16 protein-coding genes are annotated in these 14,961 nt (G+C 61.9%); 8 read left to right on the forward strand and 8 right to left on the reverse strand.

Going from position 1 to position 14,961, the window contains the following annotated elements; genetic code table 11:
• From RB548_RS27200 to RB548_RS27215, 4 genes are all read left to right on the forward strand, one after another.
• Complete coding sequence (locus RB548_RS27200; protein ID WP_331376858.1) at nt 1-1,005, forward strand: FAD-binding oxidoreductase; 1,005 nt, start codon at nt 1-3, stop codon at nt 1,003-1,005.
• Nucleotides 1,006-1,043: 38 nt separating this feature from the next.
• Entirely contained in the window at nt 1,044-1,994 is a 951-nt protein-coding gene (locus RB548_RS27205) for a LysR family transcriptional regulator (RefSeq protein WP_331376859.1), read from the forward strand.
• A 242-nt stretch (nt 1,995-2,236) separates the two neighbouring features.
• Nucleotides 2,237-3,172, forward strand: coding sequence for an ABC transporter substrate-binding protein (locus tag RB548_RS27210; RefSeq protein ID WP_331376860.1), 936 nt, complete (start codon nt 2,237-2,239; stop codon nt 3,170-3,172).
• A 95-nt stretch (nt 3,173-3,267) separates the two neighbouring features.
• Entirely contained in the window at nt 3,268-3,567 is a 300-nt protein-coding gene (locus RB548_RS27215; protein ID WP_331376861.1) for a hypothetical protein, read from the forward strand.
• Nucleotides 3,568-3,793: 226 nt separating this feature from the next.
• Here the strand turns inward: RB548_RS27215 and RB548_RS27220 are convergent, their stop codons facing one another.
• Nucleotides 3,794-4,390, reverse strand: a complete 597-nt coding sequence (locus RB548_RS27220) for a HupE/UreJ family protein (protein WP_331376862.1) — start codon at nt 4,388-4,390, stop codon at nt 3,794-3,796.
• Nucleotides 4,391-4,555: 165 nt separating this feature from the next.
• Between RB548_RS27220 and RB548_RS27225 the strand changes: the two genes are divergently transcribed.
• Entirely contained in the window at nt 4,556-5,491 is a 936-nt protein-coding gene (locus tag RB548_RS27225; protein WP_331376863.1) for a LysR family transcriptional regulator, read from the forward strand.
• Nucleotides 5,492-5,516: 25 nt separating this feature from the next.
• Here the strand turns inward: RB548_RS27225 and RB548_RS27230 are convergent, their stop codons facing one another.
• The 3 genes from RB548_RS27230 to RB548_RS27240 form a co-directional block, all read right to left on the reverse strand.
• Nucleotides 5,517-6,386: an alpha/beta fold hydrolase gene (locus RB548_RS27230; protein WP_331376864.1), complete on the reverse strand. Its 870-nt coding sequence runs from the start codon at nt 6,384-6,386 to the stop codon at nt 5,517-5,519.
• Nucleotides 6,387-6,516: 130 nt separating this feature from the next.
• Nucleotides 6,517-7,194, reverse strand: coding sequence for an RraA family protein (locus tag RB548_RS27235; protein WP_331376865.1), 678 nt, complete (start codon nt 7,192-7,194; stop codon nt 6,517-6,519).
• A gap of 28 nt (nt 7,195-7,222) precedes the next feature.
• Nucleotides 7,223-8,332: a zinc-dependent alcohol dehydrogenase gene (locus RB548_RS27240; protein ID WP_331376866.1), complete on the reverse strand. Its 1,110-nt coding sequence runs from the start codon at nt 8,330-8,332 to the stop codon at nt 7,223-7,225.
• Between the two features lie 161 nt (nt 8,333-8,493).
• Here RB548_RS27240 and RB548_RS27245 point away from each other — a divergent pair, with 161 nt between their 5' ends.
• Complete coding sequence (locus tag RB548_RS27245; RefSeq protein WP_331376867.1) at nt 8,494-8,787, forward strand: hypothetical protein; 294 nt, start codon at nt 8,494-8,496, stop codon at nt 8,785-8,787.
• 63 nt (nt 8,788-8,850) lie between these two features.
• On the opposite strand, the gene RB548_RS27250 is transcribed toward RB548_RS27245, so the two are convergent.
• From RB548_RS27250 to RB548_RS27265, 4 genes are all read right to left on the reverse strand, one after another.
• On the reverse strand, nt 8,851-9,891 hold the full coding sequence (locus RB548_RS27250; protein WP_331376868.1) for an amidohydrolase family protein: 1,041 nt from the start codon (nt 9,889-9,891) through the stop codon (nt 8,851-8,853).
• Nucleotides 9,892-9,950: 59 nt separating this feature from the next.
• Nucleotides 9,951-10,817, reverse strand: coding sequence for a substrate-binding domain-containing protein (locus tag RB548_RS27255; RefSeq protein ID WP_331376869.1), 867 nt, complete (start codon nt 10,815-10,817; stop codon nt 9,951-9,953).
• A 217-nt stretch (nt 10,818-11,034) separates the two neighbouring features.
• Nucleotides 11,035-11,574 carry a chromate transporter gene (locus RB548_RS27260; RefSeq protein WP_331376870.1) on the reverse strand — a complete coding sequence of 180 codons (540 nt, stop codon included), beginning with the start codon at nt 11,572-11,574 and terminating at the stop codon, nt 11,035-11,037.
• Complete coding sequence (locus tag RB548_RS27265; protein ID WP_331376871.1) at nt 11,567-12,154, reverse strand: chromate transporter; 588 nt, start codon at nt 12,152-12,154, stop codon at nt 11,567-11,569. The genes RB548_RS27260 and RB548_RS27265 overlap by 8 nt, the downstream gene beginning before the upstream one ends.
• A gap of 598 nt (nt 12,155-12,752) precedes the next feature.
• On the opposite strand from RB548_RS27265, the gene RB548_RS27270 reads away from it, so the two are divergent.
• Together RB548_RS27270 and RB548_RS27275 are read left to right on the forward strand one after the other, a co-directional pair.
• Nucleotides 12,753-14,264: a tripartite tricarboxylate transporter permease gene (locus RB548_RS27270; RefSeq protein ID WP_331376872.1), complete on the forward strand. Its 1,512-nt coding sequence runs from the start codon at nt 12,753-12,755 to the stop codon at nt 14,262-14,264.
• Nucleotides 14,261-14,782: a tripartite tricarboxylate transporter TctB family protein gene (locus RB548_RS27275; protein ID WP_331376873.1), complete on the forward strand. Its 522-nt coding sequence runs from the start codon at nt 14,261-14,263 to the stop codon at nt 14,780-14,782. Before RB548_RS27270 ends, RB548_RS27275 begins: the two co-directional genes overlap by 4 nt.
• Nucleotides 14,783-14,961 lie beyond the last annotated feature (179 nt).

Consider the following 14,961-nt stretch of genomic DNA (forward strand, 5'->3'; position numbering starts at 1 on the left):
ATGCCGGCAATTGCACTCAAGGGAAGCGACGTCCAATGGACTTGCGCAGATGACGACACGATCATGCGCTCGGCGTTGCGCGCGGGTCTCGGCTATCCCTATGAATGCAATGTCGGCTCCTGCGGCAACTGCCGTTTCGATCTCCTCGAGGGAGAGATCGAGGAATTGCGACCCGATGCGCCCGGTCTCAGCGATCGTGATCGTGACCGCGGACGGCGCCTCGGCTGCCAGGCTCGGCCGCTGACGGATTGTGTCGTAAACCTCCGGCTGATGCCGCAATATGAAAGCCGCTTCCCGCCGGCGCGGCGGGAGGCGGAACTGATCGAAGTGCGTGACATCACCCACGACATCCGCGAGTTTCGCTTCCTGCTGGAAAAGCCGGTTCGCTTTCTCGCCGGCCAATATGCCTTGCTGGGCCTTCCGGGGGTCACGGGCAGCCGCGCCTATTCCATGGCTAACGTCGAAAACGAGGCGGGCGAATGGCATTTCCAGATCCGCCGCGTGCCGAACGGGGCGGCGACGGGAAAACTGTTCGACGGCCTCTCGATCGGCGATCGCATCGGCGTCGATGGTCCCTACGGCACGGCTTATCTCAGAGCCGAGTCGGACCGTGATATCATCTGTCTTGCCGGCGGTTCCGGCCTTTCGCCGATGATATCAGTCACCCGCGCCGCCGCGGCGACGCCGCTCTTGGCCCGACGCCGGATCGACTTCATCTACGGCGGGCGCACGGCACGCGATATCTGCGGCGAGGACATTTTGGCCGAGCTTCCCGGCTTCGGCTCCAACATCCACTACCATCCCGTCGTTTCGAACGCGGACGATGACGGCTGGGGCGGCCATCGCGGCTTCGTGCACGAGCTGGCGGGAAAGCTCTTTTCCGATCGCCTTCCGGAATGCGAGGTCTATTTTGCCGGTCCTCCGCTGATGGGGCAGGCGATCCAGAAGATGTTGATTGACCTCGGCGTCCCGCCGGCCCAGGTTCATTTCGACCAGTTCTACTGACCGGTGAAAGGCGCGCCTCAGAAATGCTTGGACATGCAATGAAGCTCCGCCAGCTTGCCTACTTCGTCAAAGTCGTCGAAGTGGGCAACATTACGCGGGCGGCCGAGCAGCTCAACCTCGCCCAGACCGCGCTTGGCATCCAGATCCGCAATCTCGAGGACGCCCTGCAGATCCAGTTGCTCGACCGCCATTCGCGCGGCGTGAGTGCGACGCCCGCAGGCATGCTGCTATACGAGCGCTCGATCGAAATTCTGCAACGGCTCGAGGAGACGCGCCGGGACCTGATCGCGCTCGGCGGCGAGCGGGTACGCATCCGGTTTGGCGCAACGCCGAGCATTCTCAAGCTGATCGGGACGGAGCTGCTCGTCGCCGCCAACGCGCAGCTGCCCGGAATCGCGCTCCATGTCGTGGAGGAGTTGAGCTTCGTGCTGGCCGACGCCCTCGAACGCGGCGAACTCGACTATGTGCTTGCCTACGACATAGAGGAAAACCCGGGTATCCGGCGTGTCGCGCTGATGGAGGAGGACCTCCTCCATGTGTCGGCGGCGAACGGCGGGGAGCAGGGCGGTGATATTTCCTTCCGGCAGGCGGTCGCCGGCGATCTTGCCCTGGTTTCGAACCGTGACATCATCTGGCGGCGGGTGCACGAGACAGCCTCGCGCCTCTCCGTCGACGTCAAGATCACCTACCAGGTTCAATCGAACGAGGCGATCAAGGCGCTGGTGCTGCACGGCGTTGCGCAAAGCATCATGCCCTACGGGATCGTCGCGGAGGAGATCAGGACGGGCCAGATCATCGGGCGGCGCGTGGACCGGCCCGGCGTCAAGCGGACGCTGTTTCTCGCTCATCCGGCCCATAGAGGGGTCGCGGACGAAAAGCCTTTCCTTGCGTTCATCGACAAGATGGTCGACCGGCTGATGGCCGAGGTTGGGCCTTACGCGCACCCGATCGATCGCCTGGTTCCCATGGAGCAAGCGGATTCTCTTTGAGCAAGCCAATAGGTTTTATCTTGGACATTTAGGACCCAGCATTCGATGATCGCAGCAGATTGGAGATGTAAAAGGGCGGGAAATGGCGGAGGAGCCGTCCAGGATTTGCGCTTGTAAGTCGCGGACTTGCGCTCGACCAACCCAAGCTTTCCTGACCCCCCGGTACTGCTAGGGAGACTATTCTGACTTCGTCGCTTCGTTTGTCGTTCGGTTGTTGGAACTACGACCGGACACGCCCCCTCATGGACAGAACGGTCGCGCCTGACGGGATCGATCTCGTCTATCTCAATATGCCGGTGGAAGAGACTTTCTTTCGCATGCTGCGCCATCGGGAATTCGACATCGCCGAGATGTCGCTTTCCTCCTACGTCATGTCCTGCTTCGCCGAAACGCGCCCTTTTGTGGCGATTCCGGTCTTCCCGTCCCGTTATTTCAGGCATTCGTCGATCTACGTGAACGCCGCATCGGGCATTCGAGAGCCGAAGGATCTGATCGGCAAACGCGTCGGGACGCCCGAGTATCAGATGACCGCGCCGGTCTGGATACGCGGCATCCTTTCCGACGAGTATGGCGTGAAGGTCGACGACGTCACCTATTACGCCGGCGGCGAGGAGCAGCCGAACCGGCCGGAAAAACTGCCGCTCGACCTGCCGGGCCACATCCGTGTCAACCGCATCGGCCCGACGCAGACGCTCTCGGCGATGCTGCGCGACGGGGAGATCGACGCGCTCTACACGGCCAGAAAACCCTCTTCCTACGAGGGGCCGACCGGTCGTGTCCGGCGTCTCTTCGAGAATTTCGTCGAGATTGAGCGCGCCTATTTCAAGCGGACAAGCATCTTTCCGATCATGCACACGATCGTCATCCGGCGGGAGGTCTACGAGGCGCACCGCTGGATCGCGCAATCGCTCTACAAGGCGTTTGCCGAGGCGCAGTCGCGCGTCTATCGCGACCTCGAAGAGACGGCGGCGCTGAAGGTCATGCTGCCCTGGCTGAACGCGCACGTCGAGGAAGCGCGTCGGCTCATGGGTGACGATTACTGGAGCTACGGCTTCAAAGAGAATCGGGCGACGCTCGAAACGTTTCTCCGCTACTCCTACGAGCAGGGGCTGTCGAAGCGGAAGCTTTGCGCGGAGGAAATTTTCGCGCCGGAGACGATGGAGAGTTTCGTCATCTAGAACCGGGACGATGTCCGTTTGGTGAAGCGGGCCGAACAGAGCTTTGTTGAACCCGCGTAAGGTGTTAGCGGGGCTTGGAGGAAACTTACCCTGCCATGCGGATGCTGCATGGCAGGGCTGTTGGCGTTGATCTTCTTGTTGTTGCAAAGCAGCATTATATGCAGTGCGTATGCAACGGAGAGATGATTGAAATGACAACGCTCGCAGCACGTCGTCCCGCAAACGCACAGTGGGTTCGCAGCATGTTCGGCGGTTTCATGGAGGGCATGAGCCTGGTCAGTGCCGCGCATGAATGCGCGATGGCGACCAGAGAGCGCCGCCACCCGTCCGCCGCTGCGCTGCAGACGCTCGGCATCGACGCGGGCGCCTTCGGCCGCGCGCTCAAGCGCCGCTGACCGCGGTTAGTACAAGCCGGTTTCTACAGCGCTGTGCGTCTGATCAGACGCACAGCGGACGCTGTAACACTTTTAAGTGCTGCATGTTTTTATCCTTAAACCGGGTACGATTTAAGGAAACATGCAGTAGCGCAGCACGCATTTCCCAACATATGAACGGGCCGCTCGTAAAGCAGCCCGTTTTTTTCTTGCCTAGATAGACGTTCCGCCTCTGCGGGAGCCGTCCTTAGAGGACGCCGGTCATGATGCCGAGGCCGGCAAGCGCCATGGCACCGCCGCCGAGACGCGCTGCGGCGTGGGACTTGACGCCGACGCGTGCAAGGGCGAGACCCAGTGCAATGCCGGCGACATGCAGCAATGCCGTCGCACCCATGAAGCCGAGCGCGTATTGGACGCCAGACGCGTCCATCGGCATTTCAGCGCCATGGGCATGGCCGTGGAAGACTGCAAAGAGGCTGACGACGCCCATTGCGACGGCAGTCGGCGGGTTCCAGCGAAGCGCTATCGCAAGGCCAAGCACGATCACGGATGCCGCGATGCCGATCTCGACAAACGGCACGGCGATGCCTTCGATCCCCAGGGCGCCGCCTGCGGCCATCATCAGCACGAAGCTTGCCGGAACGAGCCAGAGGGCGCGACCGCCGAGAATGGAGGCGAATGTGCCGACGGCGACCATGGCGAGGATATGGTCCAGGCCGCCGACCGGGTGCATGAAGCCGTGTGCGAGGCCGCCTGCCGCGCCGACGCCGGTGTGGGCATGGGCTACGGCCGGGAGGGCTACGGCAGCCAATGCCAGCAGACCGCTTTTGATTGCTGCTTTCATCTTTCAGTTCCCTTGATGTTGCGAACGATTCTGCAGATGCCAACCGCTCGGTACCTGTGCGGATCTCATTGGGGGCGAACCTGCTACGTTGAAAATCAACCATCCACGCACGAAAGTAAATTTTAATCTCTTTACGTGCGCGTTAAGTTTTTTTATGCTCCCCGTATGAAAAATATCACGTTTCGGCAGTTGAAGTCGATACGAGCGATCGAGGCGCACGGCAAGATTGTCGGCGCTGCGAAAGCGCTTGGATTGACCGCTCCGGCCGTCACCTTGCAGTTGAAGCAGATCGAGGCGGAAGCCGGCGTGCAGTTGTTCGAGCGCATGGCCCACGGGATGTTTCCGACGGAAGCCGGACACGCGGTCCTGGCTGCCGCGCGCGATATCGAGGAGCGCCTTTCCCTTCTGGAAACGGAGCTCGACGCCTTCAAGGGCGTAAAGCGCGGGCGCATCGCCGTTGGCGCGGTTTCGACGGTGAAGTACTTTGCGAAGCCGATGGTCGCGGCCTTTTCGAGCGCCTATCCCGACATCGACCTCGAGCTTTTCATCGACCGCCGCACCGAAACCGTTGAACGGTTAAAGAATAGAACGATCGACGTCGCGCTGCTCGGGCGCCCGCCGCGGGAGTTCTCGGTGCGCGCGGCAGTCTTCGGGGAGCATTCGCTGGTCGTCGTCGGTGCGCCCAATCATCCGCTTGCCAAGCGGCAGGGTATTTCAAAGGCGGAAATAGCGCGCGAGCATTTTTTCCTGCGCAGTCCGGACTCCGCGACACGCAACTTCTTCGACCGGTTCATGAGCGAAATTCCGGGAAGGGCCGATGGCCCCAACACGGAGATGGAATCGATCGAGGATATTAAACGGGCGGTGATGGTGGATACCAGCGTCGCCTTTCTTGCCGCGCACAGCGTCGCTGCCGAGGTTCAGGCAGGCGAACTGACGATCCTCGATGTCGTCGGTCTTCCGATCCGCCGGCAATGGTTCGCCGTCAGCCGGACCGATCGCGCAATGACGCCGGTCATTGCAGCCTTCGAGGACTTTCTCGCCACCCAGGGGAAAGAATTCCTCCCGGACCTCTTGGCCGCGGAGGATGCGGCCCCCTGATCGTCAGGGACCGCTTTGGCAATTCTTATCGCCCGTTCCGCGACGCTTCCGTCTGGAGGAGGAACTCGATCACGCGCGCGTTGGTGGCGGCAGACGTTTGCTCCGAGACGGGAACGTCCCAATAGTGCGATCCGGGGATGCATTCCTGGAGATACCTCGCGGCCGATGTGGCGTGGGAGGCGTCGGCCCCCGGAACGATCAGTGTCGGGATGTTCAGGCGCAGCAAGTCCTCCGGTTCGGCGCCGGGCGAGGTGTCGCGATCGAGCAGGGTTTTCGGCATGCCCGCGAGGATCGTCTTGTAGTGATCGACATTCTGCCGGACATAGCGTGCCGTGAACTCGGAATCATGCCTGAGAACCGAAACCCAGGGGCCGCCTCGCGGATCGGCGCCAAAGGCCTTGTTGCTCTCTTTCGCCAGTGCGACGACCGCCTCCAGGCCGTTCTGGTGGACGAAGGCCAGGTGCTCGGCGAAGCGCTGATGCCCCGCGATGCGGTAACGGGCGCCGCCGACCGGCCAGAAGAGCACCATGCCGAGCACGGATTCGGGAAGCTCGGCCGCAAAGGCGGCGACGACGCTGCAGCCCATGCAGCCGCCCATCAGATAGGCCTTGTCGATGCCGAGATGGTCGAGCAGGCCCTTGCCCTGCTTGACGTAATCCGACCAGGTCACCCGCTCGACGCGGCCGCCGGATTGACCGGTCTCGCGCCGGTCGAAGGTGATGCAGGTAAAATGCTCCGGTAGTTGTTCCAGGAACTGGATCTCGGCATAGATGCCCTGCGTCCGCCATTTCTCGATGGTCGCATCGAAGCCGCCGGGCGAATACATGAGCAGCGGTGGCCCCGAACCCAGTACCTCGTAGCGTGTCGCGATGCCGTCGATCGTTGTCATTGCCATGTTCATTCCTCCTCGAAACGGCGCATCATCCTTTTCAAAGCCGCTTGGCATGCGCGCCTCGGACCGTGCCTTGGAAGGCACGGTGACGCGTCGGACCAAGCGGCTCCTGAATCGCGCCCGGCAGGGCGCTTCAAACGCCCTCGCAGCCGAGCTTCTTCAGGCTTTCGTCCACCCAGAGCTTGGGGTCGAGCTTGCCGGCGAGCGTGTTGGCGAGCGTTTTTGCCTCTGCCTCGTTCTTGGCTTTTGCCTGGGCGTAGATTTCCTCGACCTGGTCGAACGGTACGCAGACGAGGCCGTCGTCATCGCCGAGCATCAGATCGCCCGGCTCGATGATCATTCCGCCAAGGGAGATCGGAACGTTGATCTCGCCCGGTCCGTCCTTGTAGGGGCCGCGATGGGTGATGCCGGCGGCGAAAACCGGGAAGGTATTGGTCTTGATCCAGCCGTAGTCCCTGACGGCGCCATTGATCACGACGCCGGTGACCCCGATCGCCCTCGCATGGGAGAGCATGAGCTCTCCGACGAGAGCGTTGGTCAGATCCCCGCCGGCGTCGACCACGATGACGTCGCCGGGACCGGCCATCAGCAGCGCCTTGTGGATCATCAGATTATCGCCCGGCCGCGTCTTCACGGTGAAGGCCGCGCCGGCGAGCACGCCGGAGGCGTGGAGCGGCCTGAGGGCTGCCCCGCCCGCCGTCATGCGGGACATGACGTCGCTGACGTTGGCTACCGGCAAGTCGAGATACTTTTCGACCATCGCCGCACTGACGCGCCGCCGGCGCTCAAGGATCCTGAAACCCAGTGTCATCTTCCTGTTCCTCCCTTGATCGCTCGGCTCACATCCAAGGCATCAGCGATGCGTGAATGACATCGGGCACGCCCTGTCCGCCGACGGACTTGATTGCCAGGTCGGCGTCCTTGAGGCCAAAGCGATGCGTGGTGATCTTTTCGAGCGGGAAGCGGTTCGACGCGATCTGCTCGAGCGCCAATTCGCAGGCGAGATAGCTGTGACCGCGCGCGCTTTTGATGGTGATCGCCTTTGTCGTCACCTTCTCGAGCGGGAAGTTCGGGAACTCCTTCATCTCGCCCTGAACGAGGATGGTGCCGGCCTTGCGCTTCAGTGCCTCGACACCAAGGAGGATCGGAATAGTTCCGGCGCCGGCCGTGCAGTCCAGCGATATGTCGACGCCCTTGCCGCCGGTGATCTCCATGATGCGTTGAAGCGGATCCTCCTTCTGGACGTCGATCACGTAATCGGCGCCAAGGGTCTTCGCGACCTCCAGGCGGGCCGCGTCCTTCGAGGTTCCGGTGACGATGATCAGCGATGCGCCGGCCTGCTTGCAGACGACAGTCTGCGACAGGCCCTGTTGGCCCGGCCCCTGGATGAGGACGGTGGAGTTGTAGCCGACGCCTGCGTCGAAGAGCGACCATTCCACGCCATTCGCCATCGGCGTGACGAGACCCGCGAGTTCCGGCGTCACGCCCTTCGGCACCCGGTGGACGACGGCGTTCCATGGCAGATAGACATATTGTGCGAAACCGCCCCACAGGTGCGGCGCGCGTTCGGCCGAGGTGTAGCCGTAACGGATGCCATCCGGATTGTTACGCCAGTCGGTGTTCTCGCAATGGCGATACTGCCCCTGGTGACACCATTGGCACTTGCCGCACATGACATAGTGCTCGACGAAGACGAGGTCGCCTTCCTTAAAGCCCTTGCGACGGGTGAACTCGCGGCCGGCCTTGGCAATATAGCCGATGTTCTCGTGGCCCATGATGGTGGGCGCATTATTGGGTGGGGTCTTAAAGAGCTTCACGTCCGTGCCGCAGATGCCGGCAACTTCCATCTTCAGAAGTGCCGCGTCCTCCGGGATGTCTGGCATGGGAAATTCCCTGAGTTCCATCTTGCCCGGACCGGTGCGGACCGCCGCGAGAACCTGTTCCGTCATATCGTTGTTCCTTTCGAGTGCTGTCGGTCCGGCCGCGTGCATGGCATGGCGTTCCGGTCCGGCTGGTTTTTCCGAATTCGTTTTTGACAGGCGCGACCGCGGCGCCCTATGTAGAGAGGGATCGCCCCAGGCCTTGGCGCCGGCGCGACTGGTTCAAAATCATGCTCAAGACTGCCGCTTCGAAACCAGAACAGCTCGCCGCCATCCGCCAGGTGAAGGCCTGGACGCGCGAGCGTTTCGCGCTTGCCGACGATGTCGCGATCATGGTGTCGGAGATCGCCTGCGGCCTGCCAGGATGCCCGCCGCTTGAAACGGTGGTCGCCTTCTGGACGGCGCCCGACCGGCGCCATCAGTTCAAGGTCTTCAAACGTGCCGTCGAAGTTCGGGAGGACGATCTGCCGCCGTCCTGGATGAAGAACGCGATCATCTCGGACGACGACGCGTCCTGCTGCTGAAGCGACCCGACTTTGGGCCGACGGACAGCGGTCGATGATGGCTGAAACGCCCCCCATGACGTGTCAAGCTGCCCGCGCCGGTCGCCCGCGCTTTGCGAGCTGGGCATCGAGCCGCGGATAGACGCGGCGGGCGTTGCCTTCGAAGATCTTGTAACGGCTTTCCTCGTCGAGCTTTTCGAGCTGGTCGATGTAGCGTTTCGTGTCGTCGTAGTGGTGGCCTGTCTCCGGATCGATGCCCTTGACGGCGCCGAGCATTTCCGAGGCGAAGAGGATGTTGTCGACCGGGATGACCTTGGCCATCAGCTCGATGCCGGGGAAGTGATAGACGCAAGTGTCGAAGAAGACGTTGTTCAGAAGGTGTTCCGAGAGCAGCGGCTTCTTCATCTCCTGGGCAAGCCCGCGATAGCGCCCCCAATGGAACGGCACCGCGCCGCCTCCGTGCGGAATGACGAACTTCAGCGTCGGGAAATCCTTGAACAGATCGCCCTGGATCAACTGCATGAAGGCGGTCGTGTCGCCGTTGATGTAGTGCGCGCCGGTATGGTGGAAACACGGGTTGCACGAGGATGTCACGTGGATCATCGCCGGTACCTCGAGCTCGCAGAGCTTCTCGTAGAGCGGGTACCACTGCCGGTCGGTGAGCGGCGGATCGGTCCAGTAGCCGCCTGATGGATCGGGATTGAGATTGACGCCAACGAAGCCAAGTTCGTTGACGATGCGCTCAAGCTCGGGAATGCAATTCTTCGGCCGTGCGCCCGGATGCTGCGGCAATTGTCCGACCGCCGCGAAATTGTCGGGCAGCAGGCTGCAGATTCGATAGATCAGGTCATTCGACATCGCCGACCATTGCATACTGATGGCCTCGGTTCCGACGTGATGGGCCATGCCGGCGGCGCGCGGCGAGAAGATTGTCAGATCGCTTCCGCGCTCCTTCTGGAACTTGAGCTGCGGTTCGACCGATTTCAGCAGCATTTCGTCGGTGATACCGAGGTCCGACGAGAGCGGCCGGCGCATCGGGTCTGCGAGACCGGCGAGTTGCTTGTCCCTGAACTGGTGGAGCGCCTGCGGCTCCGTCGTGTAGTGTCCGTGAATGTCGATGATCATGGCGGCATCCTTGTGCTGCAATGGGCGAGGGCGGAACGCGTCCGCCACTTCCTCAAGCCTCAGATCGAAGGGAAGAGTTCATCCACGTCATAGACGCGGGGCGTGATCTGCTGCTCCGCCGAATAGGCAAAGGCGAGCTGCAGCGAGCGGCGGTTTTCTTCCAGCCCGTAGGGCGGAGGCGGTGCCGCGCCGTCGGCTTCGGCGACGCGCCGCGCCTCGTCGAACAATTCCATCAGTTCACCGGCGAGCCACGGGTGCTCTTCCGTCAGGGCAGTCTTGACCGTCAGCACGTGGTTGATCGGAACGATGCCGGTCGCGCCAATCCAGTCCTTCGCGGCCTTCTCGGCATCGGGGATCACACTGCGGATCCCTGCCGGATCCACCTCGCGTTCACCCATGATGGCCGAAAGCTCGCCCGCGAGCATCAGCGGCCGCAGGGCCATCTCCGATGGATTGCGTACCGCGATGGCCGGGTCGTCATATTCTTCGAGATGCGCATCCTCCATGGTGACCCAGGTGATGCTGTTGAGGTCGACGCCGTATTCATGCTGCAGGATGCCACGGACCCAGACGCCGGACGTCTGCGCATAGGCGCGCACCCCGACCTTCGTGTTTTCCAGGTCGCGCGGCCCTTCGACCGTCGATTCGACGGGACAGACGAGGTTGGTATGTGGCAGCCGGCTCCAGAGCGGCACCGCAAGCCCGGTGATCGGCTTCCCATAGTGGTGTGCAAGGAGATGCGTAACGATCGCCATTTCCGAAAGATCGAGGTCGCCGCCACGCACCATCGTGCGAAACGCCTTGGGCAGCGGATCGAAATCCTGGAACTCGAGCGTTACCCGGCTTGATCGCACCCTGCCATCCTTCAGGGGCTTTACGTGGTCGTGTTTCCCGACCGCGGTCCGCAAAACCAGTGGTTCGGCCATTTGCGTTCTTATCCTCTCATTTCATGTTCCGTTATACGGAACGATGTTCTGATTTAAGTATCATACTGTGAATCACCCTCTGGTCAATCGCGCCCTGTAGATTTTTATCTTTCGTCAGGTTCCGGGGTGATGGAGCAGTAGCCTAGTGCGGACGGCCGACAGCCTCGGTCGCAGCCGGTGAGACCACGACACGCGAGCGCATCGGCTTGCTTTGGGTTCAGGCCATTCCGGCGAGGCTCAGCAGAAAATAGCTGACACCGACAAAGGCAAGGACGGGATAGGGGCCGGTCTTCGTCGTCAGCAAGACGGCAACCGCACCGAGGGACGTTACCAGTTCTAGCGGCGTGAACCTGGCCGACTGGCCGACCGCAAAAACGCCGGCGAAAATCAGGCCGACGGCGACTGGAGCGAGGCCCTTCTCCGCCGCAATCGCCCAGGCGGAGCGACGATGGCGCTGCCAATAGCTGCCCAGAATACAGAGCAGGATGGACGAGGGAATGAATATTGCGAGCGTTGCGAGAACTGCCCCCCACAGGCCGCTGACCTCCCATCCGATCAACGCCACGATCAAGGTGCCGGGGCCGGGGGCCGCGCGCGAAATAGCGTAGAGATCTGTAAACTGCGGGCCGCTCAGCAGATGCAGGATATCGACTGTCTGATGCTGAAGGCTCGCCACGATCGTCTGGCCCCCGCCGAAAGAGACCAGGGACAGTGGGATGCAGAGCAGGATCAGGCCGAGCAGCTTGTCGTCAATCACGCGATTTCTCCCGCTCGATCCAGAATGTTGCGGCGATGCTGACGGGAATGGTGCCCGCGACAACGGCGACGAGCGACCAGCGCAGAACCCCAACCATGAGGAAGACGGCCAACGCCATCAGAATTGGCAGCGCATGTCTTTGGAGCCGGCGGGCGGTTTTGATCCCCATCGTTAATGACGAGGCGATGCCGACGCAGGCGAGTCCCCGCAGCACCGCCTGTGCCTCCGGATGGGACCTGAGTTGCTGATAGGTGACGCTCATCGCCAGGATCACAGCGAAGGCGGGCAGCACCATGCCGAAGAGCGCGATACAGGCGCCGGCAACCCCGCGCAGTTTGAGGCCGATATAGACGGCGAGGTTGACCGGATTGGCGCCCGGCATGATCTGGGCGACCGTCAGTGTCTTGAGGAACTCGTCATCGGTCAACCAGCCGCGGCGTTCGACGATCTCGCGGTGGGTCCAGCCGGCCATGCCCCCTCCGAAAGAGGACGCGCCGAGCCGCAGAAACGAAGCGAGCAGCGCAAGAGAGGTCACATTCTCCTCCCTCTCCATGCCGATGTCGCCGACGGGTTTGTCCATTGGTACTCCGATAGCCGCAAGCTCCCCTCGGCTGTCCGAAGCCGCGGGGAGAGCAAATGATTAGAGGTGCGATTGGCGCGGCGCGCTTGCCCTGCGCGCATGTGAGCATCGGTATGCTAGTGGCGTAAGCCACGGAAAGTCCATGCCATTTCGTCTTAGCGGCGTAGTAAGAAAAATTTATCGACGCGATTCATCTGTGCAAGGCATGTCCGGCGATTATGCCGGTTGAAGCCCATCTCGCCCCGACCGCGTCACAACCAGAGAGATCGCAGAATGGCCAGCCCAACGCGTATTACTACGTTCTAAACAAAGGAAATAGCCGTGATATCAATTACATAAACGTATGGTTGCGCATGGCTGCAACGGAACCCTTGATGACCGTCCCAAATTCTGTCCGCGCGAAAACTGTTGGACTAAGCATAATTTTTTGCTTTGGACAAAGGTCACGGCGATGGCACTAATGAAACCACGCGACAGACAGGGCCAGCGCAAATGATGGCAATCGCCCTGTTTGCAGGAGGAGTTCGCAAGTGATTGCCCGATGGAGCCGCGATCTGATCGGCGGGAGCTCCATTCTACGGGAGGATTGGAACCAGAAATGATCGAGACTATGTTCGGGGCGCTCTTTAATCTTGTGAGCACCCCACACACCATGGGTCTCATGCTGATCGCGGTCGTCTTTGGACTGCTCGTCGGCGTGACGCCCGGCATCGGAGGCAAGCTCTCCATCGCCATGGCGATTCCCTTTGTCTATGGCATGGACATGGTGGCAGGCGCCGTTTTCCTGTTGACCATGCACGCCGTCAACGGCACCAGCGGTCAGATATCGAGCATCATGTTCGGCATCCCCGGCGACGGTGACGATGCGGCAACCACGCTTGACGGCTACCCGCTTGCCAAACAGGGGCAGGCGGCGCGCGCGCTCGGTGCCAGTATTACCGCCTCCGGTGTCGGCGGCATCATCGGCGCGGTCGTTTTCGCGATCATGATTCCGGTGTTGGAACCGGTCATCCTGATGTTCAGCCCTGCCGAGTTCTTCCTGATTGCCCTTCTCGGCATCAGTTTCATCGCGTTCCTGGCGAGCGGCAGCAAGATCGTCAAAGGCCTGATCGTCGGCTTCTACGGTCTCATGCTGTCGACGATCGGCATGGATCCGATCACCGGCACGCCGCGCTATGCGGGCGATATGCTTTTCCTGTGGGACGGCGTCAGCCTCGTCACCGCGGTGCTCGCGATGTTCGCCGTACCGGAAATGCTTTCGCTGGCCACCAAGGGCGGTTCGATCTCGGCCGTGCCGATGGACAAGGCTTTCTCGTATCGGCAGCTGCTTTCCGGCGTCATGGAAGTCCCGCGCCATTGGTGGCTCGTGGTCCGCACCTCGGTCATCGGCTCGGTCATCGGGATGATTCCAGGCCTTGGCGGCTCGACTGCGGCGTGGCTCTGCTATGGCCATGCGGTGCAAAGCTCGAAGACGCCGGAGCGCTTCGGCAAGGGCGCGATCGAGGGCGTTATCGCACCGGAGACCGCCAGCAACGGCAAGGAAGGCGGCTCTCTGCTTCCGACCCTCTTCTTCGGCATCCCGGGCAGCTCCGGCATGGCCGTGTTGCTCGGCGCCTTCCTCATCCTCGGCATCCAGCCGGGCGCGATGATGGTCACCAAGCATCTCGATCTGGTCTGGACGCTGATCTGGGCGCTGGTCGTGGGCAACCTCATTGCCGTTGCCATGCTGCTCGTCGTTTGTCGCTGGCTCGCGGTTCTGACCTTCGTCAATGGTCGAATGCTGGCGCCCTTCATCCTCGTCTTCGTGACGATCGGCTGCTTCGTCAGCGATGTGCAGTGGCAGAACCTCGTGGTTCTCGTGCTCTTCAGCGCGATCGGCTACGGCTTCCAGCGGGCCGGCTGGCCGCGCTCGCCCTTCGTTATCGGCCTCGTTCTCGGCGGCCAGGCGGAAGCGTCGCTGCACCAGGCGCTGCAGTTGTGGGGTTACTCCTTCTTCCTGCGCCCGATGTCGCTGGTCCTTATCGGCATGATTGTCGCGCTGATGGTCTACGCCTTCTACCGCAATTTCCGGCCCGGCGATCGCCAGCCTAGCGTGGAGATCAATACGTGAAGAACCTTTCCTTCAGCACTTGGCTCACCATCGTCATGCTCGTCTTCTTCGTCGTCATGGTTGGCCTCTCGATGGAATTTCCAGCTAAGGCGCGCTTCATGCCCCTGATCGTCGGCCTGCCGGCCATCGCGCTCTGCCTCGTCCAGCTCGGCATCGATTTGATGCCGTCCTCGAAGAGCGCATTCCACGGTGCGCCCCGTGCCGGTCTGGCACAGCAGACCGGTCAGGAGCCGGACCTGCCGGAGTTCGGGCCGCATACGGTCTCGCAGGAGCTCCTGATGTGGACCTATTTCGTGGCCTTTGTCGCCGGAATCCTGGCCTTCGGTTTCTATGTGAGCGTGCCCGTGCTGCTGGTCACGTTCCTCTGTCGGGAAGCTGAAGCGTCATGGCGGTTCGCCCTTTCGTTGGCGGCAGCAGCCACGCTTGTGCTCTACCTGATGTTCGGCGCGCTGCTGCACATCCAGCTCCATCCCGGCTTCGTTACACCGTGGCTGGTACAGACGGTCGGGGCAGCCTGATCGGGATCCGCGGGGAGGCGGGTTGAGAAAAAGCGGGTGCCCTTCGGGGCGCGCGCAAACGAAACAGCAAACGCATTGCGAGGATGGCCTTCACGTTGGCAGCGCCACCGTGAGCGGGATTGGCTTGCCGCTTGCAGATGTTGTCGGAAACCAGATGCTCGCCGCGAGCGGGCGGCTTA

The sequence above is a fragment of the Sinorhizobium chiapasense genome, from assembly GCF_036488675.1.
In the GTDB taxonomy this organism is placed as follows: Bacteria; Pseudomonadota; Alphaproteobacteria; order Rhizobiales; family Rhizobiaceae; genus Sinorhizobium; species Sinorhizobium chiapasense.

What these genes read in the sequence shown, in the direction of transcription:
- RB548_RS27220 (WP_331376862.1), bottom strand. Translation starts at nt 4,390, where the DNA reads ATGAAAGCAGCAATCAAAAGCGGTCTGCTGGCATTGGCTGCCGTAGCC.
- RB548_RS27250 (WP_331376868.1), bottom strand. Translation starts at nt 9,891, where the DNA reads ATGATCATCGACATTCACGGACACTACACGACGGAGCCGCAGGCGCTC.
- RB548_RS27205 (WP_331376859.1), top strand. Translation starts at nt 1,044, where the DNA reads ATGAAGCTCCGCCAGCTTGCCTACTTCGTCAAAGTCGTCGAAGTGGGC.
- RB548_RS27200 (WP_331376858.1), top strand. Translation starts at nt 1, where the DNA reads ATGCCGGCAATTGCACTCAAGGGAAGCGACGTCCAATGGACTTGCGCA.
- RB548_RS27210 (WP_331376860.1), top strand. Translation starts at nt 2,237, where the DNA reads ATGGACAGAACGGTCGCGCCTGACGGGATCGATCTCGTCTATCTCAAT.
- RB548_RS27245 (WP_331376867.1), top strand. Translation starts at nt 8,494, where the DNA reads ATGCTCAAGACTGCCGCTTCGAAACCAGAACAGCTCGCCGCCATCCGC.
- RB548_RS27230 (WP_331376864.1), bottom strand. Translation starts at nt 6,386, where the DNA reads ATGGCAATGACAACGATCGACGGCATCGCGACACGCTACGAGGTACTG.
- RB548_RS27215 (WP_331376861.1), top strand. Translation starts at nt 3,268, where the DNA reads ATGCGGATGCTGCATGGCAGGGCTGTTGGCGTTGATCTTCTTGTTGTT.
- RB548_RS27270 (WP_331376872.1), top strand. Translation starts at nt 12,753, where the DNA reads ATGATCGAGACTATGTTCGGGGCGCTCTTTAATCTTGTGAGCACCCCA.
- RB548_RS27265 (WP_331376871.1), bottom strand. Translation starts at nt 12,154, where the DNA reads ATGGACAAACCCGTCGGCGACATCGGCATGGAGAGGGAGGAGAATGTG.
- RB548_RS27235 (WP_331376865.1), bottom strand. Translation starts at nt 7,194, where the DNA reads ATGACACTGGGTTTCAGGATCCTTGAGCGCCGGCGGCGCGTCAGTGCG.
- RB548_RS27225 (WP_331376863.1), top strand. Translation starts at nt 4,556, where the DNA reads ATGAAAAATATCACGTTTCGGCAGTTGAAGTCGATACGAGCGATCGAG.
- RB548_RS27240 (WP_331376866.1), bottom strand. Translation starts at nt 8,332, where the DNA reads ATGACGGAACAGGTTCTCGCGGCGGTCCGCACCGGTCCGGGCAAGATG.
- RB548_RS27255 (WP_331376869.1), bottom strand. Translation starts at nt 10,817, where the DNA reads ATGGCCGAACCACTGGTTTTGCGGACCGCGGTCGGGAAACACGACCAC.